Annotated in this window: 26 protein-coding genes and 1 pseudogene; 12 read left to right on the top strand and 15 right to left on the bottom strand. The window is 62.3% G+C overall.

Features of this window, described 5'->3' with window-relative positions; genetic code table 11:
• From truA to AC2444_RS00355, 6 genes are all read right to left on the bottom strand, one after another.
• The gene (gene truA / locus AC2444_RS00380; RefSeq protein ID WP_012755817.1) at positions 1 to 819 is read right to left on the bottom strand and encodes a tRNA pseudouridine(38-40) synthase TruA; all 819 of its coding nucleotides are present in this window, start codon (positions 817 to 819) and stop codon (positions 1 to 3) included.
• Entirely contained in the window at positions 819 to 1,754 is a 936-nt protein-coding gene (gene fmt / locus AC2444_RS00375) for a methionyl-tRNA formyltransferase (protein WP_012755816.1), read from the bottom strand. Before fmt ends, truA begins: the two co-directional genes overlap by 1 nt.
• 20 nt (positions 1,755 to 1,774) lie before the next feature.
• The gene (locus AC2444_RS00370; RefSeq protein WP_012755815.1) at positions 1,775 to 2,194 is read right to left on the bottom strand and encodes a type II toxin-antitoxin system VapC family toxin; all 420 of its coding nucleotides are present in this window, start codon (positions 2,192 to 2,194) and stop codon (positions 1,775 to 1,777) included.
• Entirely contained in the window at positions 2,191 to 2,451 is a 261-nt protein-coding gene (locus AC2444_RS00365) for a FitA-like ribbon-helix-helix domain-containing protein (RefSeq protein ID WP_012755814.1), read from the bottom strand. The genes AC2444_RS00370 and AC2444_RS00365 overlap by 4 nt, the downstream gene beginning before the upstream one ends.
• 65 nt (positions 2,452 to 2,516) lie before the next feature.
• Entirely contained in the window at positions 2,517 to 3,032 is a 516-nt protein-coding gene (gene def, locus AC2444_RS00360) for a peptide deformylase (RefSeq protein ID WP_012755813.1), read from the bottom strand.
• Between the two features lie 97 nt (positions 3,033 to 3,129).
• Positions 3,130 to 4,614, bottom strand: a complete 1,485-nt coding sequence (locus AC2444_RS00355; protein WP_012755812.1) for a globin-coupled sensor protein — start codon at positions 4,612 to 4,614, stop codon at positions 3,130 to 3,132.
• 206 nt (positions 4,615 to 4,820) lie between these two features.
• Here AC2444_RS00355 and AC2444_RS00350 point away from each other — a divergent pair, with 206 nt between their 5' ends.
• The 3 genes and pseudogenes from AC2444_RS00350 to AC2444_RS00340 all read left to right on the top strand — a co-directional run.
• Positions 4,821 to 6,044 (top strand): DNA recombination protein RmuC, encoded by a 1,224-nt coding sequence (locus AC2444_RS00350; protein ID WP_012755811.1) that lies wholly within the window; start codon positions 4,821 to 4,823, stop codon positions 6,042 to 6,044.
• A gap of 80 nt (positions 6,045 to 6,124) precedes the next feature.
• Positions 6,125 to 7,024 (top strand): ribokinase, encoded by a 900-nt coding sequence (locus AC2444_RS00345; protein WP_012755810.1) that lies wholly within the window; start codon positions 6,125 to 6,127, stop codon positions 7,022 to 7,024.
• A 190-nt stretch (positions 7,025 to 7,214) separates the two neighbouring features.
• Positions 7,215 to 7,463: pseudogene (locus tag AC2444_RS00340) on the top strand (methyl-accepting chemotaxis protein); the annotation flags it as partial.
• Positions 7,464 to 7,523: 60 nt separating this feature from the next.
• Here AC2444_RS00340 and ptsN read toward each other — a convergent pair.
• From ptsN to lptC, 7 genes are all read right to left on the bottom strand, one after another.
• Positions 7,524 to 7,988, bottom strand: a complete 465-nt coding sequence (gene ptsN / locus AC2444_RS00335) for a PTS IIA-like nitrogen regulatory protein PtsN (RefSeq protein WP_012755808.1) — start codon at positions 7,986 to 7,988, stop codon at positions 7,524 to 7,526.
• A gap of 70 nt (positions 7,989 to 8,058) precedes the next feature.
• Positions 8,059 to 8,634: a ribosome hibernation-promoting factor, HPF/YfiA family gene (hpf, locus tag AC2444_RS00330; protein ID WP_012755807.1), complete on the bottom strand. Its 576-nt coding sequence runs from the start codon at positions 8,632 to 8,634 to the stop codon at positions 8,059 to 8,061.
• 292 nt (positions 8,635 to 8,926) lie between these two features.
• On the bottom strand, positions 8,927 to 9,850 hold the full coding sequence (locus tag AC2444_RS00325) for a DMT family transporter (protein WP_012755806.1): 924 nt from the start codon (positions 9,848 to 9,850) through the stop codon (positions 8,927 to 8,929).
• Positions 9,851 to 9,977: 127 nt separating this feature from the next.
• Positions 9,978 to 11,537 carry an RNA polymerase factor sigma-54 gene (rpoN, locus tag AC2444_RS00320; RefSeq protein WP_012755805.1) on the bottom strand — a complete coding sequence of 520 codons (1,560 nt, stop codon included), beginning with the start codon at positions 11,535 to 11,537 and terminating at the stop codon, positions 9,978 to 9,980.
• A gap of 173 nt (positions 11,538 to 11,710) precedes the next feature.
• A complete protein-coding gene (gene lptB, locus AC2444_RS00315) occupies positions 11,711 to 12,487 on the bottom strand; it encodes an LPS export ABC transporter ATP-binding protein (protein WP_003556077.1) in 777 nt (258 codons plus the stop codon).
• 40 nt (positions 12,488 to 12,527) lie between these two features.
• Complete coding sequence (locus AC2444_RS00310) at positions 12,528 to 13,181, bottom strand: LptA/OstA family protein (RefSeq protein ID WP_041935452.1); 654 nt, start codon at positions 13,179 to 13,181, stop codon at positions 12,528 to 12,530.
• Positions 13,182 to 13,196: 15 nt separating this feature from the next.
• Entirely contained in the window at positions 13,197 to 13,862 is a 666-nt protein-coding gene (gene lptC / locus AC2444_RS00305) for an LPS export ABC transporter periplasmic protein LptC (protein ID WP_012755803.1), read from the bottom strand.
• 225 nt (positions 13,863 to 14,087) lie between these two features.
• Here lptC and sppA point away from each other — a divergent pair, with 225 nt between their 5' ends.
• The 3 genes from sppA (at position 14,088) to AC2444_RS00290 (ending at position 15,861) form a co-directional block, all read left to right on the top strand.
• A complete protein-coding gene (gene sppA / locus AC2444_RS00300; protein ID WP_012755802.1) occupies positions 14,088 to 15,038 on the top strand; it encodes a signal peptide peptidase SppA in 951 nt (316 codons plus the stop codon).
• Between the two features lie 29 nt (positions 15,039 to 15,067).
• Entirely contained in the window at positions 15,068 to 15,367 is a 300-nt protein-coding gene (locus AC2444_RS00295; protein ID WP_003544934.1) for an integration host factor subunit beta, read from the top strand.
• 161 nt (positions 15,368 to 15,528) lie between these two features.
• A complete protein-coding gene (locus AC2444_RS00290; RefSeq protein WP_012755801.1) occupies positions 15,529 to 15,861 on the top strand; it encodes a lipopolysaccharide assembly protein LapA domain-containing protein in 333 nt (110 codons plus the stop codon).
• A 52-nt stretch (positions 15,862 to 15,913) separates the two neighbouring features.
• Here the strand turns inward: AC2444_RS00290 and AC2444_RS00285 are convergent, their stop codons facing one another.
• Together AC2444_RS00285 and AC2444_RS00280 are read right to left on the bottom strand one after the other, a co-directional pair.
• On the bottom strand, positions 15,914 to 16,348 hold the full coding sequence (locus tag AC2444_RS00285) for a GNAT family N-acetyltransferase (RefSeq protein ID WP_026157554.1): 435 nt from the start codon (positions 16,346 to 16,348) through the stop codon (positions 15,914 to 15,916).
• A 37-nt stretch (positions 16,349 to 16,385) separates the two neighbouring features.
• Positions 16,386 to 16,841 carry an SRPBCC family protein gene (locus AC2444_RS00280; protein WP_012755799.1) on the bottom strand — a complete coding sequence of 152 codons (456 nt, stop codon included), beginning with the start codon at positions 16,839 to 16,841 and terminating at the stop codon, positions 16,386 to 16,388.
• A 123-nt stretch (positions 16,842 to 16,964) separates the two neighbouring features.
• Here AC2444_RS00280 and AC2444_RS00275 point away from each other — a divergent pair, with 123 nt between their 5' ends.
• From AC2444_RS00275 to olsB, 6 genes are all read left to right on the top strand, one after another.
• Positions 16,965 to 17,555 carry an NUDIX hydrolase gene (locus AC2444_RS00275; protein WP_012755798.1) on the top strand — a complete coding sequence of 197 codons (591 nt, stop codon included), beginning with the start codon at positions 16,965 to 16,967 and terminating at the stop codon, positions 17,553 to 17,555.
• A gap of 185 nt (positions 17,556 to 17,740) precedes the next feature.
• Positions 17,741 to 18,838, top strand: coding sequence for a class I SAM-dependent methyltransferase (locus tag AC2444_RS00270; RefSeq protein WP_012755797.1), 1,098 nt, complete (start codon positions 17,741 to 17,743; stop codon positions 18,836 to 18,838).
• Positions 18,835 to 19,695, top strand: a complete 861-nt coding sequence (locus tag AC2444_RS00265) for a TrmH family RNA methyltransferase (protein ID WP_012755796.1) — start codon at positions 18,835 to 18,837, stop codon at positions 19,693 to 19,695. Before AC2444_RS00270 ends, AC2444_RS00265 begins: the two co-directional genes overlap by 4 nt.
• On the top strand, positions 19,692 to 20,195 hold the full coding sequence (gene lspA, locus AC2444_RS00260; protein ID WP_012755795.1) for a signal peptidase II: 504 nt from the start codon (positions 19,692 to 19,694) through the stop codon (positions 20,193 to 20,195). The genes AC2444_RS00265 and lspA overlap by 4 nt, the downstream gene beginning before the upstream one ends.
• Positions 20,196 to 20,250: 55 nt before the next feature.
• Positions 20,251 to 22,533, top strand: coding sequence for a PAS domain-containing hybrid sensor histidine kinase/response regulator (locus tag AC2444_RS00255; RefSeq protein ID WP_012755794.1), 2,283 nt, complete (start codon positions 20,251 to 20,253; stop codon positions 22,531 to 22,533).
• A 108-nt stretch (positions 22,534 to 22,641) separates the two neighbouring features.
• The gene (olsB, locus tag AC2444_RS00250) at positions 22,642 to 23,517 is read left to right on the top strand and encodes a l-ornithine N(alpha)-acyltransferase (protein WP_012755793.1); all 876 of its coding nucleotides are present in this window, start codon (positions 22,642 to 22,644) and stop codon (positions 23,515 to 23,517) included.
• Positions 23,518 to 23,604 lie beyond the last annotated feature (87 nt).

Here is a 23,604-nt window from a genome sequence, read left to right as displayed (position 1 = left end):
TTACGAGGGATCGTCAGCATCCCCGTCATTGGCATCGGTATCGGTGACCGGCCTTCGGCGATCGGGGATCACGTCGGGATAATCCACCTGCATGAAATAGAGCCCGTCCGGCGGCGCCACTGGGCCGCAGGCCTTGCGGTCGCGCGCTTCAAGCGCCGCCTCGACATCATCAGGCGTCCATTTGCCTTCGCCGGCGAGCTTCAGCGTGCCGGCGAAGGAGCGGATCTGGTTGTGAAGAAAACTCTGCGCCGTGGCACGGATCTCGATCAGTTCGCCGTTGCGCGTCACATCCAGCCGGTCGAGGGTGCGCACCGGGCTGTTTGCCTGGCAATGGGCGGCGCGGAAGGTGGAGAAATCGTGCTTGCCGACCAGCCTCTGGGCGGCGGCATGCATGACCTCGTGGTCGAGCACCTTCGGCACCCACCAGGCCTTGCCGGCTTCGAGCGCCAGCGGCGCCCGGCGGCTGACGATGCGATAGAGGTAATGGCGCCGCAGCGCCGAAAAACGGGCGTCGAAGAACTCGGGAGCCGCCTCGACCTCGAGAATGGAGACCCGCTCGCCGGCGAGCCTCAGATGCGCGTTCAAGGCATTCTGCAACTGGTAGGGCGACCACTCCTTCGAAAGATCGGCATGGATCACCTGCCCCATGGCGTGGACGCCGGAATCGGTACGGCCCGCGCCGCGCACCAAGACCGTCTCACCGGTCAGCGACAGCACCGCCGCCTCGATCGCGCCCTGCACCGAGTGGCCGTTTTCCTGCCGCTGCCAGCCGACATAGGGGCCGCCGTCATATTCGACGGTCATGCGGAAACGCGGCATCAGGTGAGCCTCGTGCCCGCCGCAAGCGGCGTGCCCCTGAGGAAATCGGCCGCCGCCAGCGGCTTGCCGCCGGCCTTCTGCAGCCTGGTCAGCCGCAGCGCGCCCGAGCCGCAGGCGATCACGAGATCGTCCGTCAGCAATAGCCCGGCAGCACCCTGCCCTTCAGCCAGCTCGGACGCCAGCACCTTGACCCGCTCCGGCTTGCCGCCGATTTCGAGCTCGAACCAGGCACCCGGAAACGGCGCCAGGCCGCGAATGTGATTGTGCACGTCGCCGGCGTTCCTGGAAAAATCGATGCGCGTCTCGGCCTTGTCGATCTTGGCGGCATAGAGCACGCCGTCTTCCGGCTGCGGCGTCAGCGGAAGGTCGTTCATTTCGAGTTTCACCATGGCTTCCGCCATCGCCTTGGCGCCGACCAGCATCAGCCGGTCGTGCAACTCGCCAGCCGTCATGTTCGGGCCGATCTCGACCTCGCGGGTGAGTGCCACGGCGCCGGTATCCAGACCCTTGTCCATCTTCATCACCATCATGCCGGTCTTTGCGTCGCCGGCCATGATCGCCCGCTGGATGGGTGCCGCACCGCGCCAGCGCGGTAGCAGCGAGGCATGACCGTTGTAGCAGCCATCGCGGGTGCCGTTCAAAATCGCCTCCGGCAGCAGCAACCCGTAGGCAACGACGACGCCGACATCGGCATTCAAGCCACGAAACCTCTCGCGCTCCTCGGGGTCCTTAAAATTGACCGGGGTGAAGACCGGCAGGCCGAGCAGTTCGGCGGCCTGATGCACCGGCGATTTCTGCAGATCGAGGCCGCGCCGCCCGCCCGGCCGCGGCGGCTGCGTATAGACCGCAACGATCCTGTGGCCGGCATCGACGAGCAGGCGCAGGGTCGGAACCGAGAACTCCGGCGTTCCCATGAAGATGATGCGAAGAGACATTTTATCTCGCCAATTGAGGATCAACCGTCTTCAAACGGGTTTACGAGCTTGAGATCAAGCCCTTCGAAATCTCTGGTGTTGCGGGTCGCAAGCGTCGCGCCGTTTGCAAGGCAGATGGCGGCAATCATGGCATCCTTGGTTTCCATCGGTCGTCCCGCCTTTCTACGCTCGGCCGCCAGCAGGCCGTAGCGATGCGCTGCACTGAGGGCAAAACCGAGTATGCGGCCGGCAAATTCAGACTCGATCCGGTTGAAGTCGGACACCAGTGCTGTCTTTCGCCTGCCATCATCAAGGAGTTCAAGACCGTAACGCATTTCCGCGACGGCAATCGTCGTCAGGAAAAGCGTCTCGACGTCATAGGCGTCCAGCCAGTTCAATATCCGATCGCTGTGGATCCTCCCCTGCATTTCTGAAATCACATTCGTATCGAGAACGATCATGTGTCGAAACGCGGCGGTTCACGGTCCCGTTCATGGCGGGATGCGGCAATGGCCTCCACCTCATCTTCGCTCAATCTTTCCTCACTCATCAGGGAACGCAGGCGCTGCCCGGCGGAATCCCTCGAGCGCTCCACCGCAATCTGTCGGCGCATGATTTCAATCGCCTCTTCCGAAAGGCTGCGGCCGTTGCGTTGTGCGCTTTCCTGAAGCTGCCGCTTCATCGCATCCGGAACGTCTCGAATAAGCAAGTCGCCCAATTCGGCACCTCCATCATGATATCAGTGATATCATAGTGCGTCGCCGCTGGATTTTCAACGCAGTGTCAGAGCGCCTTCGACTTCGCCGCCTTGGTGAATTTCTTGATCACCATCTCCCGCTTCAGCCGCGAGATGTAATCGATGAACAGCACGCCGTTCAGGTGGTCGATCTCGTGCTGCAGGCAGGTGGCGAGCAGGCCGTCGGCTTCCACGGTCTGTTCCTTGCCGTTCCGGTCGAGATACTTGACCGAGACGACAGCCGGGCGCTCCACCTCGGCATAATAATCCGGAATCGAAAGACAGCCTTCCTCATAGACGGAGCGCTCGTCGGAGGATTTGACGACCTCCGGGTTGATGAAGACCTGCGGCTGCTTTTCCTCGCCCTCGCGAGCGATGTCGATGACGAGCATGCGGCGCGGCACGCCGATCTGGATGGCAGCGAGGCCGATGCCCGGCGCGTCATACATGGTTTCCAGCATATCGTCGGCAAGACGCTGCAGGTCGGAATCCACCCGCTCGATCGGCTTGGACAGCTGGCGGAGAACGGGATCGGGAAGAATGATGAGTGGCTTGATGGTCATGGCGTTCCCATAACCCATCTTTTCCGACTATGGAATTATCCGGCAGCCGGGGAATACGCTTTTTTGCATCCCCGCCTGGAATTTCGCCATATTCGCCTCAGGCCGCCCGGCGGGCAGCACCCGCGGAACGGCCCTCCGGCCGGGCACGGAAGTGCTGCAGCAGCTCGATCAGGGTCTCCACCTCGTCCTTGAGGCGGCGGGTTTCCGCCGAAGAGTGCTCGACCATGTCCGAATTCTGCTGGGTGATCGCACCCATGTTGCGGACGGCGAGGCTGACCTCGTTGACGCCGGTCGCCTGATCACGGGCGGCGGCGGCGATATCGGCGACGAAACGGTTGATGATGTCGATGCGGCTGATCATGTCGTTCAGCGCCTCGCCGGTGCTGGAAACGATGCCGACACCCTGATTGACCTGGGTCGAGCTCTGCGAGATCAGGTTCTTGATCTCCTTGGCTGCTTCCACGGTACGCTGGGCGAGCTGGCGAACTTCCTGGGCGACGACGGCAAAACCCTTGCCGGCATCGCCGGCACGGGCCGCCTCGACACCGGCGTTTAGCGCCAGCAGATTGGTCTGGAAGGCGATCTCATCGATGACGCCGATGATCTTGGAGATCCCGGTCGAGGATTTCTCGATGCCGGCCATCGCCGAGACGGCGCTGGTGACGAGTTCGCCGGAGTTCTTCGCCTTCTGCTGTGTCTCGCGCACGGCATCCGACGCCTTCTCGGCATTGGCGGCCGTCTGGCCGACGCTGACGGACAGCTGCTGCAGCGCGGCCGAGCTCTCCTCGACGCCTGCCGCCTGCTGGGCGGTGCGCAGCGCCAGATCGTTGGTCGCGTTGGAGATGACGTCGGCGCCGGTCTTGATATGGCCGGAGGTCTCGCGCACGGAGGCGAAGGATTGGCGAAGGGCGCTGACGGCGCGATTATAGTCCTCGGCCATCTGCCGGAAATTGCCCGGCAGATCGGACGGTAAAGTGGCTTCGAGATCGCCGTTCGACAGCGCTTCTAGACCGCGGCGCAGCTGCTCCAGCGCGATCGCCTGGTCGGATTGGGCCTCAGCGCGCTGCTCTTCCAAGGCGCGGCGCTTGGCTTCCAGCGTCTCGAGATAGACCGAGATGGAATAATCCATGTCGAGCATGCCCGATTTGACGACCGCCGATAGCTTCTCGGCCAACAGCTTGCCTTGCTGGCGCGCGAAGATCGAAGGCCACTGCTTTTCCATGATGCCCTTGACGAGTTCGGACATGACGATGGCGTAACCGCCGATAGACCAGCGCGGTTCCAGCCCCATGCGCTCATGCATGCGGCCGACGGCGGTCACGCCGTCGACATAGCTCTCGTCGAACGTGCCGCCAGTAAGATTGACCCAATGATCCTGCTGACGCTTCTTGGCATGGCCCAGTTGGGACTTGTCGGCGACAGCGGGGGTCTTGGCGATCTTGGCGTAGAATTTATCGAGGGCGCCGCCGATCAGCTCTGATATGACAGGGCGCAGATCCCGCATCGACTTGCGCGCCGCTTCATCCAGCTCGATGAAATCGAGGCGCTGCCTGAGGGCATTGTCGGTCTGCTGGGCGGTCATGGGGATCTCTGTACTTGGCGCGACGCGCGCGGGAGGGGATTTCAGCGCCGCAGGTTTTGGCCAATATGGTTGAGCAATCGTTAAGCCGCGGCGACATTTCTTTTCGGTGGACGCGGAAGAGCAACGGCTTGCGAAGATATTGAGGATCGTCCATTCTGTTCACGTTTTGATCTATAAATCGCCGCTTCTTCTGTTATGCTTGCGGCATGACCGTCCATTCCGAATCGCTCGCCCTTTCCCTTGCCTCGATCAGCCCGGCCATGCTGGCGCTTGTCGGCGGGGGTCTCGCCGTCCTCGTCCTGCTGGTGATCGTGCTTCTGCTGCGCGGCTCCGGCCTTCGCCGCGAGCAGGCGGAGGAAGCGAACTTTCGCGCTGAGGAAAACGAAGCGCGCATGGGCGAGCTTTTGAAGATTCAGGCAGAGATGCAGGGCCGCATCGCGGCGATGACCGAGGTCTTCGGCGCGCGGCAGAGCGAACTCAACCAGACGATCAGCCAACGCCTCGACGGCATGTCGCAGCGAGTCAGCTCGACGATCACCGAGCAGACCAAATCGACGCATGAGAACCTGCAGCGGCTGCAGGAGCGGCTGGCGGTCATCGATGCCGCGCAGAACAATATCCAGACGCTCGCCAAGGATGTCGTCGGGCTGCAGGCCATTCTGTCCAACAAGCAGACGCGCGGCGCCTTCGGCCAGTCGAGAATGGAAACGATCGTCGCCGACGGTCTGCCGATGGGCGCCTACGCCTTCCAGCAGACGCTGTCCAACGGTTCGCGGCCGGACTGCACGATCCGCATGCCGAACGGCGCGCCGCCGCTGGTGATCGACGCAAAATTTCCGCTCGAAGCCTGGAACGCTATCCGAGACGCCGGCAGCCCCGAGGCCGGCAAGATCGCCGGCCAGCAATTCCGCCGCGACATGGAGGTCCATATAAGGGATATTTCCGAGAAATATCTGATCCAGGGGGAAACCCAGGATACGGCCTTTCTCTTCGTGCCGTCCGAATCGATCTTCGCCGAGATCCATGAGCACTTCGAGCCGGTGGTGCAGAAGGCGCACCGTGCGCGCATCGTCATCGTCTCACCGTCGCTGCTGATGCTGTCGATCCAGGTCATCCAGGCCGTGCTCAAGGATCAGCGCATGCGGGCGCAGGCGCATCTGATCCAGGGCGAAGTGGCGATCCTGATGGACGATCTCAGCCGCCTCGACGAGCGGGTGCGCAAGCTGCAGGGCCATTTCGCCATGGCGCAGAAGGATATCGACATGGTGGTCACATCAGCCGACAAGCTCACCAGGCGCGGCGCCAGGATCGAAGCGCTGGAATTCGAGGCCGGCGGCGATGCCAAGCCTGCCCGCGACAGCGAAGCCGCAGCCAAATCGGTGGAGAGCCGCACTGGTCTTCTGAAGCTGCGGGTGGTTGACGAGGAGTGACCGCTTCGGGCAGTGTCGCGCCCGCATGAAACAGTAGGAGCATGATGTCGTCAGCATGCTCCAGAAGACGGGACACATTCATGATCACAGTTTTCGGGTCCATCAACATGGATCTCATCGCCACGACCGAGCGCCTGCCGAAGCCCGGCGAGACGGTGGCCGGCAACGGCTTTGCCACGGCCGCCGGCGGCAAGGGCGCCAACCAGGCGCTGGCAGCGCGCCGCGCCGGCCGGTACGTGCATATGGCCGGCGCCGTCGGCAAGGATGCTTTTGCTGCGGAAGCGCTGGCCCTGCTCGATGATGCAGGCACCGACCTTTCTCTGATCAAACATGTCGACGGTCCAACAGGCACGGCGCTGATCCTCGTCGGCGGCGACGGAGAAAACATGATCGCCGTCGTTCCCGGCGCCAATGGCCAGGTCACGCCTGCCGATGCCGAGACCGCGATCGGCCGCATGGACGAAGGCGATGTCCTGATGCTGCAGCTCGAAGTGCCGGCTGCTGCCGTCGAAGGCGCGCTGTCGGCCGCCCGCGCCAAGGGCGTCACCAGCATCCTCAACCTTGCGCCGCTGATCCCCGATGCCCCGCGTCTCGGCCGGCTCGCCGATATCGTCATTGCCAACGAGACCGAGTTCGAGCGGCTCGCCGGACAAGAGGGCATGGACGCCCAAGCGCGGGAGGCAGCCCTTGTGCGTCTGCATGCGGAGACGGGGCAGACGCTGATCGTGACGCTCGGCGCCGACGGTGTCATCGCCATTCGCGACGGGTCGATTTCGAGGGCGCAGGGTCTCAAAATCCAACCTGTCGATACGGTCGGTGCGGGAGACACTTTCTGCGGCTATTTCGCCGCCAGCCTCGACGACGGCCTCGATTTTGTCTCGGCGTTGCGCCGTGCGGCAGTCGCCGGTTCGCTCGCCTGCCTCAAGGCCGGAGCGCAACCGTCGATCCCCTTGAGCGAGGAAGTCGCAGACAGGATATAAATCTTGAAGGATAGACGGCGGCAGCCCCCTCATACGCCTGCCGGCACCGTCTTCTCGAGGGGAGAAGAGATTTGCGGCAACGTCTCGATTCCCCCTTCTCCCCAGCGGGGAGACGGTGGCCCGAAGGGTCGATGAGTGGACTTCCAGCACCGAGTTTGCTCAACAAGTTCCGCTCAGGCTCTTCATCGTCGTTGGCTTGAAGAAAATCAACCAGGCCATGATGCAGATGGGCCAGGGGGCACAGCAGAATGCGGCGATGGTGGAGGAAGCGACCGCTGCGAGCGTCGCACTCAACGACGAGGCACAAACGCTGAAGGCGCTGGCCACGCGTTTCAGCGTCTCGGGTTCGGGCAACGCCGTAGTCCTCGCCTCTGTCGCCCGAAAGATGCGGGCACCGGCGACTTCAGCCCCTTCGCCTCGATCTTTCCGCCCCTCATAATGCAGAAGGCGCCTGGGAGATCAGGCGCCTTTTTGCATTTCGGGAAGGAATTAATGCCGCTCAGGCAGCGTTCGACGTCTGCTCTTCGTTGAGGAAGGCGTAGATCGCCGAGGCGGACTCGGTGGCGCGCAGCTTGGCGACCAGATCGTGATCGCGTAGCACGCGGGCGATACGCGACAGAGCCTTGAGATGATCGGCGCCCGCGCCCTCCGGCGCAAGCAGCAGGAACACGAGATCAACAGGCTGGTCGTCCAGCGCCTCGAAATCGACCGGCTGCTCCAGCCGGGCGAAGATGCCGACGATCGAATGGATGTTTCCCAGCTTGCCGTGGGGAATGGCTATGCCGTTGCCGACTCCGGTCGAGCCCAGGCGTTCGCGCTGCAGGATGACGTCGAAGACCTCCCGTTCGGAAAGCCCGGTGATCCTGGAGGCTCTTGCAGCCAATTCCTGAAGCAACTGTTTCTTGGAATTTACTCTGAGGGCGGGAATGATCGCATCCTGATGGAGCAAATCTGCCAATGCCATTTCTTTTTCCTTCTGTCGCCGGGATCAAATGCAAGGAGCGGCGGCAATACCGCCGCTCACCACCCTGATCTCAGCCTTTGATACTGGCTGAATCGATCCAGCCAATATTTCCGTCGTGCCGACGGTAAACGATGTTCAGATGTTCCTTGCCGGGGCTGCGGAACAGGAGAAGCGGCTCGTCGGTCATGTCGAGCGCCATCACTGCGGTGGCGACCGACATGGTCTTCAGCTGCTTCGTGCTTTCAGCGACGATCGCCGGAGCGAAATCGTCAGCGATTTCATCATCGTGATCAGGAACGGAATCCATAACCGTGTAGGAGACCTCTGCAAAACCATTCAGATGGTTTCCGGCGTGATGGTCCTTCAGCTTGCGCTTGTAACGCCGCAGCCGTTTTTCGATCCGCTGGGAGGCGGCGTCGAAAGCCAATTGCGGGTCGGTCGCCTCGCCGGCCGCATGCAGCACCACCCCGCTGTCGAGATGAAGCTTGCAATCCGCCGAGTAACGAGAACTCGCCTTTTCCACGGTCACCTGGCCGGAATATCCCCCGTCGAAGTATTTCGTGATGGCCATACCAATTTGGTCCTCGATCCTTTGACGGAAAGATTCACCAATTTCCATATGTTTCCCGGATACACGCACACTCATGGAGTTTCCCTTCTTATGGTCGTTTGCGGGTATCAGTTTACGCCAAGCCTCAGGTTCATCCAAGCACTTCGCACAATCTCAAGCAAGATCGGCTTAGGCCTGCGGGTCCTTAGTGCCCTTCTGATGCTGGGGATAACTCCAGACGCCGTTCACGGCATCGATTGCGGCGGGCTTCTAGCCAGAGCTTGCCGAAAAGTCAATAGGGCGCCGAATCACCGTCGGCGGCACTCGGTCAACGTGTGGCGGATACCCAGTCGGGCAAGGCATGCCGCCGATCGCCACCCCATACAGTTTAGGCGTTTCGTGCCTGCGTTGTGCCCCTCCTTGCAGGGATCGTCATGGCGGCGACACCTGCTATGACGCAGACGAGCCCGATCCAGGCCGTCGGGCTCAGCCTTTCGCCGAGAAAAACGATGCCGATCGCAACCCCGATCGGCACTCTGAGATAGGCTTGCGCGGTGGTTCCGACCGAACCCAGCGTCTGGACGAGACGGAAATAGATCACAAAGGCGAGCGCCGTCGAAAAGGCGGAGAGGGCCAGCAGCGCCAGCATCGATGCCGGCGAAGGATCGATTTCCCACGGCCGATCGACGACGAGGCTCATCGGCAAGAGAACAACCGCGCCTGAGATCAACGAGCCGGCCGCCGGCACCGCGGGGTCGAGCCCCTTGAAGTTCTTGCTGAAAATCGCGGCACCTGCATAGCAGATGGTCGCCAGGATGATGGCAAGCTGCGCCATCAGGCTTTCGCCGAGACCGCCGAGCGCTTCGACGCCGATGACGAGGCAGATGCCGGCAAGCCCGGCCATGACGCCAAAAAGCCTTCGCAACGTCACCTGCTCATGGCGGGTGATCAGCACGGTCAGCAGGAAGGTGAAGATCGGCGTTGCCGAATTCAGGATCACCGCCAGTCCGGCATCGACGGACTGTTCCGCCCAGGCGATCAGAGTGAAGGGGACGACGCTGTTCAGACAGGCCTGAACGAAAAACCGCCGCCAGGTGGCGAGATCGCGCGGCAGGCGGACACGCCGGTGGCGCAGGACGGCCAGCAGAATGCCGCCGGCAATCAGCGTGCGAGCGGCGATCAACGTTATCGGCGGGATCGTCTCGACGCCGATCTTGATGAAGCTATAGGAGGAACCCCAAAGGGTCGCCAGCACCAGCAGCAGGAAAAGCTCCCTGGCAAGGTTGGAATTTTGCCGCATCATGGTCGGCATTTCGATATTCGTTGAAGACAATTCACAGGGTTTCGGCGCCGTTTGCATGTCTAAGACGCAGGGCGCTGGAGAGGAACAACGGGATTTGCGGGCCGGATGCTTCGATCGAGGCCGAAGCGTTGCCGCGTTAGAAACCGGCGACCTTGGCGAGCGCCCGCTTCTCGCGGCGGCGCTGGACCGAAGAGGCAATGTTCATCGCCTCCCTGTATTTCGCAACCGTGCGGCGGGCGAGATCGACCCCGCCCTTCTTCAGCATGTCGACGATATCGTCGTCGGAAAGCACCGCCTCCGGGCTCTCCTGCAGGATCAGCGCGCGGATCTTGTGACGCACGGCTTCGGCCGAATGGCTGTCGCCGCCTGCGACGGCGCTGATCGAGACGGTGAAGAAATATTTGAGTTCGAAGAGGCCGCGCGGCGTCAGCATATATTTGTTCGACGTGACCCGGCTGACGGTGGATTCATGCATCTTGATCGCTTCGGCGACCGTCTTCAGGTTCAGCGGGCGCAGATAGTCGACGCCGTGCAGCAGGAAGGCGTCCTGCTGGCGGACGATTTCGCTTGCCACCTTCATGATGGTTTTAGCCCGCTGATCGAGGCTGCGCGTCAGCCAGTTGGCGGTCTGCAGGCAATCGGAGAGGAAGGCGTGATCCTCGCCGTTCTTTGTCACCCGGGAAAAATAAGACTGGTTGACCAGCACTCGCGGCAGCGTATCCGGATTGAGCTCGACCAGCCAGCCGCCATCCGAGGAGGCTCTGACGACCACATCGGGCATGATCGCTTCGGAAATACCCGCCTCGAAACCGCTGCCGGGCTTCGGATTGAGCTGGCGGATCTCGCCGAGCATGTCGAGAAGATCTTCCTCGTCGACGCCGCAAAGCCGCTTCAGCGTGGCAAAATCGCGCCGGGCAAGCAGTTCGAGATTTTCGACCAGAGCCTGCATGGCCGGGTCATATCGGTCCTTCTGCTTCAGCTGGATCGCCAGGCATTCGGCGAGGCTGCGGGCGAAAACACCCGGCGGATCGAGGCTCTGGAGGGTGGCGAGCACGCGCTCTGCCTGTGCGAGGCTCGTGCCCAGCCTCTCGCCCGCCTCGACGATATCGGCCTGCAGATAACCGCAGTCGTCGAGCTGGTCGACGAAATTCTGCGCGATCAGCCGGTCGGCCATGTCGGGCAGGACGAAGGGGATCTGCTGGGCGAGATGATCGCGCAGCGACACCTGGCCGGCGACGAAATCGTCGAGATCGTAGTCGGCGCCCTCGCCGCTGCCCGGCATCGACTTCCACTGGCTGACGAGCTCCGGCGCATCGAGGCGCTGCGGGGCACCGTCGTCAGGAAAGACATTGGTGTAATTGGCGTCGAGCTCGTCGTTCAGCCGGCTGGTGCTGGCGCTGCCGCCATTGTCATACCAGTCGCTGGAGAGCGCCTCGGTGCGGTTATCGTAACCGTCGTCCGACCCGGCATCCTCCGGCTGATGAGCATACTCTCCATCTTCGGCTTCGCCGCGTTCGCCGCCCGCCTCGCCGTCATTCGACGGAAATTCGAGCAGCGGGTTCTTCTCCACTTCCAGGGCGATGAACTGGTTGAGTTCGAAATGCGTCATCTGCAGCAACTGGATGGATTGCATCAGTTGCGGCGTCATCACCAAAGACTGAGTCTGGCGCAGGAAAAGATTGGCGGACAGTGCCATGACGGACGCAAAACTCCCCTCGATTCCTCCGGGAAACCGCGTCCGATCAAGGCTTCAGGCCACGGAAATCCAAGTTGGCCCAAAAATTGCTTTTTTATTGTATTTGGTCAAGCGGAACTATGCCGGCATAGTGAATTTCTGCCGATCCGGCCTAAAATCATCCGGATCTGACGTCAGAGGCTGAAATTGTCGCCGAGGTAGAGCCGGCGCACTTCCGGATTGTTGACGATGTCGTTCGCCCGGCCATGGGTCAGTACCTCACCGGCATGGATGATGTAGGCGCGGTCGATGAGACCCAGCGTCTCGCGGACATTGTGGTCGGTGATGAGAACGCCGATGCCGCGTGCCGTCAGGTGGTGAACGAGATTCTGGATGTCGGCGACCGAGATCGGGTCGACGCCGGCGAAGGGTTCGTCGAGCAGCATGAAGGTCGGGTCGGTCGCAAGCGCACGGGCGATTTCGAGGCGGCGGCGCTCACCGCCGGAAAGGGCGACGGCGGCACTCTTGCGCAGCTTCTGGATATGGAATTCCTCCAGCAGCTCGTTCAGCTTCTGCTCGCGCTCGGCCTTGTCCTTGACATGCACTTCGAGGACGGCGCGGATATTCTCTTCCACCGTCAACCCTCGGAAGATCGAGGCTTCCTGCGGCAGGTAACCGACGCCGAGGCGCGATCGGCGGTACATCGGCATGGTCGTGACGTCGTTGCCGTCGATCTCGATCGTGCCTTCATCGACCGGCACCAGGCCGGTGATCATGTAAAAACAGGTGGTCTTGCCGGCGCCGTTCGGGCCGAGCAGGCCGACGGCCTCGCCGCGGCGCACCACCAGCGAGACGCCGTTGACGACGCGCCGCGTCGCATAGGTCTTCGTCAGACCGCGTGCGATCAGCGTTCCCTGATAGCGGCTCTTGTCGGCGGCGCCCGCAGCTTGTGGCCCGGGCTTGCCGAACATGGTGGATAGCGATGTTAATTTCACGTGGGAGGCCGGCTTCTCAGTTCTGCTTCTGCTGCGGTGTATTCGGCTTCGACTTCGGATCGAGCTGAATCTGGACACGCCCGCCGCAGCTTTCAAGCTCCGCCTGGCCGGTCTGCATGTGAACCGTCAGCTTGCAGCCGGTAAAAACATTCGGCCCGTCCGACAGAATAACTTTTTTTCCCTCATCCGCGGTGAGGATGAATGTCTGCGAGGCCATGTCGAAATTGCCGTCATCGGCGGTCGCCGTCTGCGTGCCCGAGGTCAAAAAGACCTTGTCCGTCACCAGGATCTTGTCGATATCGGCACTCCCCGATGCAAGCGAGGCAGACTGCTGCGGCTGCGCTGCGGGTTGGGCCGCCGGTTGCGTCCCGTCAGTGGCCGGCTTTGCCGCCTTGTCCTTGTAATAGACGGTCATCTTGCCGGACTGCATCGTCGTCGCCCCTTGGACGACCTTGACGTTGCCGGTAAAGAGAGCGGTGTGTTCCTGGTCGTGGATCTCCAGCTTGTCGCTTTCGATCTGGATCGGCTGGTCGTTGGACAGCTTCATGCCCGGCATCGTGGCCGTCGCCTGCTGCGCGCCCGCGCCCGAGGCCGTCAGAATAAGGGCAAATGCGCCGGCAATGAATGCCATGCCTGTCTTGCAAGTGGAAAAGCGACAATCTTTTGTCATGGATGACCCGGCTGGTTAAGTGCCCTGTTTATGGATGGTGGATGGATCGACATTCATGCGAACATTCCCCTCGAATGTGATCACCCGCCCCTTATCGGTTATCTGAAGCGTCTTCGCAACAATGGAGGCATTGTCCTTGGTGATGGTGACGGGGTCGTCGCTCCGCATGTTTCCGCCCTTGATGTCGAGCTGTGCCGACTGGAAATTCGCATTGAGGCCGCTGCTCAGCACCAGGGTGAAGGGGGCCGTCATATGCAGATTGTCGGTGGCACGATTGTAATCGGCGGTCGAGGCGACGACACGGGCGATCAGGCCGTCATTCATCGGCACGGCGGCCTTGATGGTCTCGAGCGTGATGAGATCGGGATTGCGGATATCCTGCAGCGCCCTTTCGGCCAGCATCGAATAATTGATGCCGTCGGAATTGCGACCTGATATCGCCGGCTTTTCCATCACGACCTTGCCGTTCTCGATCTTGGCGCCTTCCATCTTGATGTTTTCGGGCAGATAGATGCTGACTAACGCCACCGCGGTGAGGCTCGCCGCGACGATGAGGGCCGCCACCGGCAGCAATATCTTCAGCCGCCGCACGCGGGCGGAATGGAACAACGCATCGCCATAGGCATTCTTGCCGGACCCTGAATAGGCGGCATGTCCGTTGTTCTTCAGGGTATCGAGCATAGGCCTCGTCCATGTGCGGTGATCGCCGCGCCTTCATAACAAAGCCGGCCGCCAATCACAGTTCGTTTCGCATTATTACATTGGCTTGCCAATATGGAATTTTTTCTGCAACAAGCAACAAAACGGAAAAACATTCAAAAGTGGCATTCGTACGGGCCGCTGCCACCCTATTTCACCGGATCGATCGGCGGCATGCCGAAGCTGGTGCCAGCGCTGGAGGTTTCTATGGACAGTTCGATCATCGCCGATCGCCGGCGGCTGCGTCGTAAGCTCGGCTTCTGGCGCGTCATCGCGGTGGCCCTCATCGTGGCACTTGGTTTCGCCTTCTACCGCTTTGCCCTCGGCGATGCCGGGACGGAGCGCCCGCACATCGCCCATGTGACGATATCCGGGCTGATCGTCGATGACGACGAGCTTCTGGAGCGGCTGAAGAAGGTCGAGATCAGCGATCAGGTGAAGGCAGTGGTGATTTCGATCTCCTCGCCCGGCGGCACGACCTATGGCGGCGAAAAAATCTTCAAGGCGATCCGTGCAATCTCTGCCAAGAAGCCTGTCGTCTCCGACGTGCGCACGCTTGCCGCCTCCGCCGGCTACATGATCGCCACCGCCGGCGATACGATCATTGCCGGCGACAGCTCGATCACCGGCTCGATCGGCGTCATCTTCCAGTATCCGCAGATCCAGCCGCTGCTCGACAAGATCGGCGTCTCGCTGCAGGAAATCAAGTCCTCGCCGCTGAAGGCCGAGCCCTCGCCCTTCCACGAGGCAAGCGAGGAAGCCAAGGCGATGATCCGCAACATGGTGGTCGACAGCTATAACTGGTTCGTCGACCTGGTCGCCGACCGGCGCAAGCTGCCGCGCGACGAGGTGCTGAAACTGGCCGACGGCACGATCTATACCGGCCGCCAGGCGCTGAAGGTGAAACTTGTCGATGCAATCGGCGGCGAGGCTGAGATCCGCGCCTATCTGACGTCACGCGGCGTCGACAGTGATCTGCCCATGGTGGACTGGGACAAGAAGAGCAATACGCCCTTTCTGCTCGCTGGGGCTGTTTCTCGGTTGATTACGATCTTCGGTTATGATGATCTCATGAAAACCCAGGATATCAATGGAATCCTGCCCCCAAAGTTGCTTCTTGACGGGCTGCTTTCAGTTTGGCAGGTTGGCCACGATTGATAAGAAATCAATAATTTAAGGGGGCGAAAGTGATCAAGTCTGAATTGGTGCAGATTGTTGCGGCACGCAACCCGCATCTCTATCATCGCGACGTCGAGAATATCGTCAACGCGGTTCTCGACGAGATCACGGATGCACTGGCTGCGGGTAACCGAGTCGAATTGCGCGGGTTTGGCGCCTTTTCGGTCAAGAACCGCCCGTCGCGCTCCGGCCGCAACCCGCGGACCGGCGATACCGTCTTCGTCGAGGAGAAGTGGGTTCCCTTCTTCAAGACCGGCAAGGAGCTGCGCGAGCGGCTCAATCCCGGCCAGGCCGACGAAGAGGATTGAACCGTCGCTGCCTGCGGCGAAACCGCACTTGAACTCGAGGGCCGTTTTCCTATTCTGGTAACGCATCGTGCTTTGCGTGTCCTATCAAGGACACATAGCGCTGCAAGCATGAAACGCGCCCCTCAAAAAGACCGGCGCAATCTGCCGCGTGGAGACCTCAAATGGCCAAGAAGATCGTCAACCTGTTGATTCTGCTGCCGCTCGGCGTCATCCTCATCGTCTTCTGCGTCGCCAACCGGCAGAGCGTCACGCTCGCCTTCAATCCGTTCCGGCCTGATGATCAGGTGCTGGCGGTTTCTGCGCCCTTCTTCGTCTTCCTGGTCGTCGTGCTGATCGCCGGCATGCTGATCGGGGCGGCCGCGACCTGGTTCAGCCAGGGCAAACACCGCAGGCGCGCCCGCACCGAGGCCAAGGAAGCCATCCGCTGGCAAAGCGAGGCCGACCGCCACAAGAACCGCGCCGAGGAAATCGCCGGGCAGCTGCCGGCGCGGTAAAACCGGTCAATATTCGATTGGCTCGGATTCGGCGGCCGGCTTTCGGCGGCTGTCAAGCCGGAAAAAAGCTCAGTTCCTCGTAGTCGCCCTCCGGCGAGGTGCCGTTGCCGGTCACGTGGAAACCGTGGGAAAGGTAGAACGCCTTTGCCCGCCGGTTCTTCACCAGGCATTTCAGCCGGTACCGGTGTTGCGGCCATTCCGGCAGCGCCTGCAGCAGCGCCTTACCGGCACCCTGGCCCTGAAATTCAGGGCTGATATAGAGCATGTGGATGAAATCATCGGCTGGCCAGAGCGACAGGAAGCCGGCAACGCGGCCGTTTTCATGCGCGCAGACGAAGACCGTCTCGCCATTGGTATGGGCAGCGAAATCCTCGCGATGGAATTTGCCGGGATCGACCCAGACGAATGTTTCGCGGCGTACGGAAAGATAAATCTCCGCGAGTATTTCCTGGTCTTCCGCCCGCGGCGGCCTGATGGTCCACGTCATCATGCCGATTTAAACAAACCCTGCGCCCGCGCCAAGCCTAACCCGCTGCCATCTTCGCGACGACCGCGGCATTGAAATCCGAAAAGAACCCTTCGGCGAGCTTTTGCGAGGTCGAATCGAGCAGGCGGGCACCCAGCTGGGCGAGCCTGCCGCCGAGTTCGGCCTTCGACCGGTAGTGCAGGATGGTCTCGGCACCCCTTTCCTCAAGCACGATATCGGCGCTGCCCCTGGCGAAGCCGGCAAGGCCGCCCTTGCCTTCGGCCGACAGCGTATAGCTCTTCGGCGCATCGACGTTGGAAAGCGTCAGCAGCCCGTGGAAGGTGGCGGACAACAGGCTGAACTTGACCTTGATCGTCGCCTCGAAGACATCAGGCGACAGCCGCTCGATGCTCTGGCAACCCGGAATGCAGCCGCGCATGATCTCGGGATCGTTGAGTGCTGCCCAGACGATGTCCCGCGGCGCGGCGATGCGTTCTTCGCCGGTGAAATCCATTCGATGGCCCCATCTTCGATTCGCTCATCTTATCCCAGCGCGAAAGCGCTTTGCCAAGGCAGGACGGAATGTTATCTGCCGGGTTCCGATCTGACACACATCTGACACACAAGGGATGGGCCGATGAACGACGAACTGAAGCCCTGGAGCGTGACGGCAAGCCGGATCACCTATGAGGATCGCTGGATCCGGGTCCGGAGCGACGATTGCGTCACCGCCGATGGAACCGTCGTCGCGCCATTCCATGTGCTCGATTATCCCGACTGGATCAACGTCATCCCTGTGATGCCTGACGGGCGCGTGCTGTTGACGCGGGAATACCGGCACGGCCGCGGCGAGATTGTGCTCGGTCTGGTCGCCGGCAGCCTCGAACCCGGCGACAGCGAGACCGGCGATGCGGCGATGGCGGCGGCCCGGCGCGAGCTCCGGGAGGAGACCGGCTATGAAGCTTCGACCTTCGTCAAGCTGCTCACCTCCTACCCAAATGCCGCCAGCCACAGCAACGTGGTGACGAGCTGGCTGGCGCTGGGTCTCAGCCGGGCCGGCGAACCATCTTTCGACCCCGGAGAGAAGGTCGAGCTGCTGTTTACGGATCTAGCTGCCATCCTTGGCGACCTGCAGTCCGGCGCCGTCATCATGCAGTCGATGCATGTCGCGGCCCTCTATGCGGCGGAAAGCTGGCTTCGCACACAGGCCTCCGAAGGCGTAAAATAGGCGCCGCGCCGGGAGAACCCTCTCCGCTTGCCCGGGCTTGGCCGGCAGCGCAGTTGATCCGCCCGGCTTTTCTGGGCTACTGCATATTCAAAGTGCCGCAATGTGCTTTGCGCGTTTCAAAAGACGCGCGGCGCTGCAGCGGACAAAGCCGATACCACACCCCGACAGAGACGCGGAAGAGCACGTTGAAACAGAGAGAAGGCCGGCCGGGCCAGAAGAAAACATCAGGTCCTTCCGGTGAAAATCGCAGGGACGATCGGGCAGGCCGGCCGCCGAAGCCGGTCGCGCAGCCCGCGGCAACCCGCGAGGCGGTGCGCGAGGCTGCTGTGCCTGCCGCCGTCGTGCGTCCTCTGATGACACGCAGCGGCGAGCGGCCGACTGAGCGCGTGCCCGTCATTCTCGAATCGCTCGGGGCCGGCGACTTCCACCTGATCGACAGCGGCAACGGCGAAAAGCTCGAGCAATACGGCCCCTATCGCATCATCCGTCCGGAAGCCCAGGCGCTGTGGCGGCCTTCGCTGGCGCCCCAAGTCTGGGAAAAGGTCGATGCCGCCTTCACCGGCGATACCGACGAGGAAGGCGCCGGCCGCTGGCGCTTTCCGAAGGAGGCGCTCGGCGAGACCTGGCCGCTCAATCTGCTCGGTGTCGATTTTCTCGGCCGCTTCACCTCCTTCCGTCATGTCGGCGTCTTCCCGGAGCAGATCGTCCACTGGAGCTGGATGAAAGAGCAGGTCGAAAAGGCCGGCCGGCCGCTGAAGGTGCTGAACCTCTTCGGTTATACCGGCGTCGCCTCGCTGGTTGCCGCCGCAGCTGGCGCCGAGGTCACCCATGTCGACGCCTCGAAGAAGGCGATCGGCTGGGCAAGGGAAAACCAGGCGCTCGGGCGCATGGAGAAGTTGCCGATCCGCTGGATCTGCGAGGATGCGATGAAATTCATCCTGCGCGAGGAACGCCGCGGCAGCCAATACGATATCATCCTCACCGATCCGCCGAAATTCGGCCGCGGCCCCAATGGCGAAGTCTGGCATCTCTTCGAGCATCTGCCTCTGATGCTCGACGTCTGCCGCGAGATCCTGTCGCCGAAGGCCGTGGGCCTGGTGCTGACGGCCTATTCGATCCGCGCCAGCTTCTATTCGATCCATGAGCTGATGCGCGAGACGATGCGTGGCGCCGGCGGCGTGGTCGAATCCGGCGAGTTGGTGATCCGCGAGGCCGGCACCGACGGCAAGACGCAGGGCCGCGCGCTCTCCACCTCCCTCTTTTCCCGCTGGGTGCCGAAATGAGCAAGGACTTCCACGATCAGGGACCGCGCAGGGTCGGGCAGGTGAAGGAAGTCACTTCGCTCGCCAATCCGATCATCAAGGACATCAAGGCGCTGACGAACAAGAAGTCGCGCGAGGAAAGCGGTACTTTCCTGGCCGAAGGACTGAAACTCATCATCGATGCGATCGAACTCGGCTGGGCGATCCGCACGCTGGTCTATGCCAAGGCCGCCAAGGGCAAGCCGCTGGTCGAGCAGATGGCGGCAAAGACCGTCGCGTCGGGCGGGCTGGTGCTTGAGGTCAGCGAAAAGGTGATCGCCTCGATCACCCGCCGCGACAACCCGCAGATGGTGGTCGGCATCTTCGAGCAGCGCTGGACGCCGCTCAAAGGTATCCGACTGAGCGACGGCGAGACATGGGTGGCGCTCGACCGGGTGCGCGACCCCGGCAATCTCGGCACCATCATCCGCACGGCCGATGCGGCGGGGGCTTCCGGCATCATACTTCTCGGAGAAACGACTGATCCTTTCTCGCTCGAAACCGTGCGGGCCACCATGGGCTCGGTCTTTGCCGTTCCGGTCGCGCGGGCGACGCCCGAGGAATTCATCGCCTGGCGGAAATCGGCCGGCGTTTCCGTCGTCGCGACGCATCTTGCCGGCGCGGTCGATTACCGGACGATCGACTACCGGAAAAAGCCCGTCGTGCTCCTGATGGGCAACGAACAATCCGGCCTGCCGGAGCAGCTGGCCAGGGAGGCCGACGCGCTTGCCCGCATTCCGCAGCAGGGCCGCGCCGATTCGCTGAACCTCGCCGTCGCCACCGCCGTCATGCTTTTCGAGGCACGCCGCCATCTCCTCTCACTTGCCGAGGGCAAATGACCGAACAGACGCATGCACGCCCGGCGCTGTTTTCGCGCCCGGCGCCGATCCTCTTCTTCATCGTCGTCGCCGTTCTCATCGACCAGGCCGTCAAGATCGCCGTTGATCATTACCTGCCGCTACAGGAGGCCGTACCCGTCGTTCCGATGCTGGCGCTCTACCGCACCTACAATCTCGGCGTCGCCTTTTCGATGCTGTCGGGCATGGACGGCTGGTTCATCGTCGGCATGCGGCTCATCATCGTCGCCTTCGTCATCTGGCTGTGGTACCGCACGGCGAAGGATCGCTGGATCGCCCATCTCGGTTATGCGCTGATCATCGCCGGCGCGATCGGCAATCTCGTCGACCGCTTCGCTTATGGGCATGTGATCGATTACATTCTATTCTACACCGAGAGCTGGTCCTTCGCGGTCTTCAATCTCGCCGACAGTTTCATCACCATCGGGGCCGGCTGCGTCATTCTCGACGAGCTGCTGCTGCCGAAAAAGGCCAGCCGCTAAAATCTTATCGAAATCCTGAAGGCATTCGGAACGGGCCTCATGTTATCCAGATAGCATGCAGAACCTGGGACAGTTGCAGGAAAGATTGTCCGCCGCCTTCGGTGGACCCGCCGCCAAGCCGCATGAGAAGCGGATGGAGGCGGTCTTCGCACGACCGAACGCACCGGCACCCCGGGGCGCCGATGACCGCCAGGACGGACCTGCACCGACACGGCGCCTGCTGTTCTACTGGCTCGGCGGCGCCGGCCTTCTTGCCGCAACGATCCTGATGCTGCTTGCCCATGCCGGCGATCCGCTGCTGCTTTCGGGCGGTCTCGTCGTCCTTGGCCTGGCCGTCATCGCCAGTTATGCCCTGCTGATGGTTCGCTCGCGCAAGGCCGGGCAGCGCCCCGGTCAATCCATGCCGGATGAGAATGGCGGCGCAAAGCTGTTTGCCGACGTGCACGACGTGCTCGGCGACATCACGGTCAGCCGCACCATGGACCGGCGCATCATCTCCGCCAATGACACGTTTCGCCGCCTGACCGGGCGGCTGCGTCCGGAAGGAAAAACCTGCGAGGAGATCGGCCTTGCCTTCCGCCCCGGTCCGATACCGCATTGCTACGATGTCGAGATCTCGACGCCGGAAGGCCAGCGCATCTTCCTCTGGCGTGACGTCGTTACCCGCGACCCGGCGAACGGCCGCCTGCTGCTGCAAAGCGTTGCCCGCGACGTGACCGACGAGCGGCTGATCGCGCAGGGCCGCGAGGAAGCCCGCCAGAAGGCCGAATATAACAGCGCCGCGAAATCGAGGCTGCTTGCCACCGTCAGCCACGAGGTGCGCACGCCGCTTTCGGGCATCCTCGGCATGACGCATCTGATCGCGGAGACGCGGTTGACGCAGGAGCAGCAGAACTATCTCGCGAACATCCGCCAGTCCGGCCATGCATTGACGCAGCTCGTCGAGGATCTGCTCGATTTCTCCACCATCGAAGTCGGCCGCTTCGCGCTGCACCCGCGCTCGGAATCGCTGCGCAAGCTTCTGGAAAGCGTCGTCGAGATGCTCGCCCACCGGGCGCATGAAAAGGGTATCGAGATCGGCGCCACCGTGTCCTCCGACGTGCCCGAAAATATGAGCTTCGACCCGGCGCGGCTGCGCCAGGTTCTGTTCAACGTCATCGGCAATGCCGTGAAGTTCACCCAGGTTGGCGGCGTCTTCATCCGCGTGTCGCTCGACGACGACGACCTCTCGATCACCGTGACCGATAGCGGTCCCGGCATGACGACGGAGGAGCAGGCGCGCGTCTTCGGCGAGTTCGAGCAGGGCGGGAGCGTTGTCGACAAGAGCAGCGGGACCGGCCTCGGCCTTGCCATCTCCGCCCGCATCATGCGCGAATTCAACGGCGCGCTGACGGTTGCCAGCGAAAAGGGCCGAGGCAGCGAATTCACCATCTGCTTCCCTGTCGATATCGACAGCGAGCGCCCCGACCGGCGAAACACGCTGCTTTCAGGCAACAGCGTCGTGCTACTGGCGCCGGCAGGTGCGGCGCGCACCGCCATCGCCGAAACGATCACCACGCTCGGCGGCCTCTGCCATCTCGTCGGCGACGGCGAGACGGCGCGGGCAACGCTGCTCGAGCTGGCAAAGGGCGGGCGGCGGCCGACCGATATCATCATCGACCATCGGATGTCGGCGGAATTTTCCGCCCATCTTGCCGATCGCGCCGAAATCGCCGCCCTTGGCCTGCGCAAGGTCCTGCTCGTCAATCCGGAAGAGCGCAGCGCCCATCCGCTCGACCTCTTCGATGCCTGGCTGATCCGGCCGCTGCGCGAACAGTCGCTGATCGACGTGCTGCGCGGGCGCATGCGCGGCATGGAGAAGCGCGACGCGCTGAACGACAACCAGCCGGGCTTCGGCCTTTCGGTAGCGGAGACGCTGGTTGCCGCCAGCGGGCTCAGCATCCTGCTCGGCGAGGACGATCCGATCAATGCCATGCTGGTGCGCGTCGTCCTGGAAAAGGGCGGGCATAAGGTGCGCCATGTCGAGGATTTCGAGACCCTGCTCGACTACGCGCTCTGCGAGGCCAATGCCCGGCCCGATATCATTATCAGCGACCTCTCGATGCCTGGCGGCAACGGCATCGACATGCTGGGACGCCTGCGCGGCCATGAGCGGCGGCTCGATCTCGCCTCGGTGCCGGTGATCGTGCTGACGGCCGACAAGAGCGACGAATCGCGCCGCCAGGTCTTGCTCAACGGCGCCAACCGCGTCATGGTAAAGCCGGTCGATCCGGTGCGGCTGCTGACCGAAGTTCAAGCGGTTGCCGCCCTTTCCGCCCGCCGGGCAGAGGCGCGGTGAGCGCCTCGGGAACCGGCATGTTTCTTGCGCCTGGAAATTCAGAATGTCACTTTCCTGTCGTAGAGAAGTGTTTTATGGCGTCGATAAGCCGGCAACGGGAGAATCGTCATGTCCGCCATCGACATCCTGAATCGTGACACCACCGCGGAGGCTGCACCGCCCTCGACGGCTGTGCAGAAGGACGGCGATATCCTCGGCCGCATCGGCAATCTGGAGACCCGCCTTGCCCGCACGGCACGCGAGATCGATGCCGCCCAGGCCGTGCGCTACCGCGTCTTCGTCGACGAAATGAAGGCGCAGCTGCCGCTGGATGCGATGCGCCGACAGCGCGACGTCGACGCCTATGACGCTGTCTGCGACCATCTTCTGGTTCTCGACCGCTCGATCGAGGGCGACCCGGAAGACCAGATCGTCGGCACCTACAGGCTGTTGCGTCAAGATGTCGCCATCGCCAATGGCGGTTTTTACTCGGCTTCCGAATTCGAAATCGAGGGCCTCATCGCCAAACACCCGGACAAGCGCTTCATGGAACTCGGCCGCTCCTGCGTGCTGCCGGAATACCGCACCAAGCGCACCGTCGAGCTCCTGTGGCAGGGCAACTGGGCCTATGCGCTGAAACACGGCGTCAGCGCCATGTTCGGCTGCGCCTCGTTCCCCGGCGTCTATCTCGAAAGCCACGCGCTGGCACTGTCCTTCCTCTACCACAATGTGCTGGCGAAGAACGAATGGGCCATCGGGGCGCTGCCGCATCTGGCCCGCAACATGGACCTGATGCCGGTCGAAGCCATCAACCCGAAGCGGGCGCTGATGGCTCTGCCGCCGCTGATCAAGGGCTATCTCCGCCTCGGCGCGATGGTCGGCTCCAGCGCGGTCATCGATCATGCCTTCAACACGACCGACGTGCTGATCGTGCTGCCGATCTCCAGCATCTCGGACCGTTACCTGAATTATTACGGCGCCGATGCCGGCCGCTTCGCGAGCTAATTTAATTTGCGCAGACGATCATCTGCCTGTGAAAAGCCAATTCCAGCCTCTCCGATGGCGTGCCCTTAGAGCCTTTCCTGGTCAGAT

The organism is Rhizobium sp. WSM1328 (genome assembly GCF_057653715.1).
The sequence above is the reverse complement of the archived record's forward strand: the minus strand, read 5'-3'. Positions and strand labels throughout refer to the sequence as shown.

What these genes read in the sequence shown, in the direction of transcription:
- AC2444_RS00325 (WP_012755806.1), bottom strand. Translation starts at nt 9,850, where the DNA reads ATGCCGACCATGATGCGGCAAAATTCCAACCTTGCCAGGGAGCTTTTC.
- AC2444_RS00355 (WP_012755812.1), bottom strand. Translation starts at nt 4,614, where the DNA reads ATGACCGCCCAGCAGACCGACAATGCCCTCAGGCAGCGCCTCGATTTC.
- AC2444_RS00310 (WP_041935452.1), bottom strand. Translation starts at nt 13,181, where the DNA reads ATGACAAAAGATTGTCGCTTTTCCACTTGCAAGACAGGCATGGCATTC.
- ptsN (WP_012755808.1), bottom strand. Translation starts at nt 7,988, where the DNA reads ATGGCATTGGCAGATTTGCTCCATCAGGATGCGATCATTCCCGCCCTC.
- AC2444_RS00350 (WP_012755811.1), top strand. Translation starts at nt 4,821, where the DNA reads ATGACCGTCCATTCCGAATCGCTCGCCCTTTCCCTTGCCTCGATCAGC.
- truA (WP_012755817.1), bottom strand. Translation starts at nt 819, where the DNA reads ATGCCGCGTTTCCGCATGACCGTCGAATATGACGGCGGCCCCTATGTC.
- lspA (WP_012755795.1), top strand. Translation starts at nt 19,692, where the DNA reads ATGACCGAACAGACGCATGCACGCCCGGCGCTGTTTTCGCGCCCGGCG.
- olsB (WP_012755793.1), top strand. Translation starts at nt 22,642, where the DNA reads ATGTCCGCCATCGACATCCTGAATCGTGACACCACCGCGGAGGCTGCA.
- AC2444_RS00290 (WP_012755801.1), top strand. Translation starts at nt 15,529, where the DNA reads ATGGCCAAGAAGATCGTCAACCTGTTGATTCTGCTGCCGCTCGGCGTC.
- def (WP_012755813.1), bottom strand. Translation starts at nt 3,032, where the DNA reads ATGACCATCAAGCCACTCATCATTCTTCCCGATCCCGTTCTCCGCCAG.
- sppA (WP_012755802.1), top strand. Translation starts at nt 14,088, where the DNA reads ATGGACAGTTCGATCATCGCCGATCGCCGGCGGCTGCGTCGTAAGCTC.
- fmt (WP_012755816.1), bottom strand. Translation starts at nt 1,754, where the DNA reads ATGTCTCTTCGCATCATCTTCATGGGAACGCCGGAGTTCTCGGTTCCG.
- AC2444_RS00275 (WP_012755798.1), top strand. Translation starts at nt 16,965, where the DNA reads ATGAACGACGAACTGAAGCCCTGGAGCGTGACGGCAAGCCGGATCACC.
- hpf (WP_012755807.1), bottom strand. Translation starts at nt 8,634, where the DNA reads ATGAGTGTGCGTGTATCCGGGAAACATATGGAAATTGGTGAATCTTTC.
- AC2444_RS00285 (WP_026157554.1), bottom strand. Translation starts at nt 16,348, where the DNA reads ATGACGTGGACCATCAGGCCGCCGCGGGCGGAAGACCAGGAAATACTC.
- AC2444_RS00345 (WP_012755810.1), top strand. Translation starts at nt 6,125, where the DNA reads ATGATCACAGTTTTCGGGTCCATCAACATGGATCTCATCGCCACGACC.
- lptB (WP_003556077.1), bottom strand. Translation starts at nt 12,487, where the DNA reads ATGTTCGGCAAGCCCGGGCCACAAGCTGCGGGCGCCGCCGACAAGAGC.
- AC2444_RS00280 (WP_012755799.1), bottom strand. Translation starts at nt 16,841, where the DNA reads ATGGATTTCACCGGCGAAGAACGCATCGCCGCGCCGCGGGACATCGTC.
- AC2444_RS00265 (WP_012755796.1), top strand. Translation starts at nt 18,835, where the DNA reads ATGAGCAAGGACTTCCACGATCAGGGACCGCGCAGGGTCGGGCAGGTG.
- AC2444_RS00370 (WP_012755815.1), bottom strand. Translation starts at nt 2,194, where the DNA reads ATGATCGTTCTCGATACGAATGTGATTTCAGAAATGCAGGGGAGGATC.
- AC2444_RS00255 (WP_012755794.1), top strand. Translation starts at nt 20,251, where the DNA reads ATGCAGAACCTGGGACAGTTGCAGGAAAGATTGTCCGCCGCCTTCGGT.
- rpoN (WP_012755805.1), bottom strand. Translation starts at nt 11,537, where the DNA reads ATGGCACTGTCCGCCAATCTTTTCCTGCGCCAGACTCAGTCTTTGGTG.
- lptC (WP_012755803.1), bottom strand. Translation starts at nt 13,862, where the DNA reads ATGCTCGATACCCTGAAGAACAACGGACATGCCGCCTATTCAGGGTCC.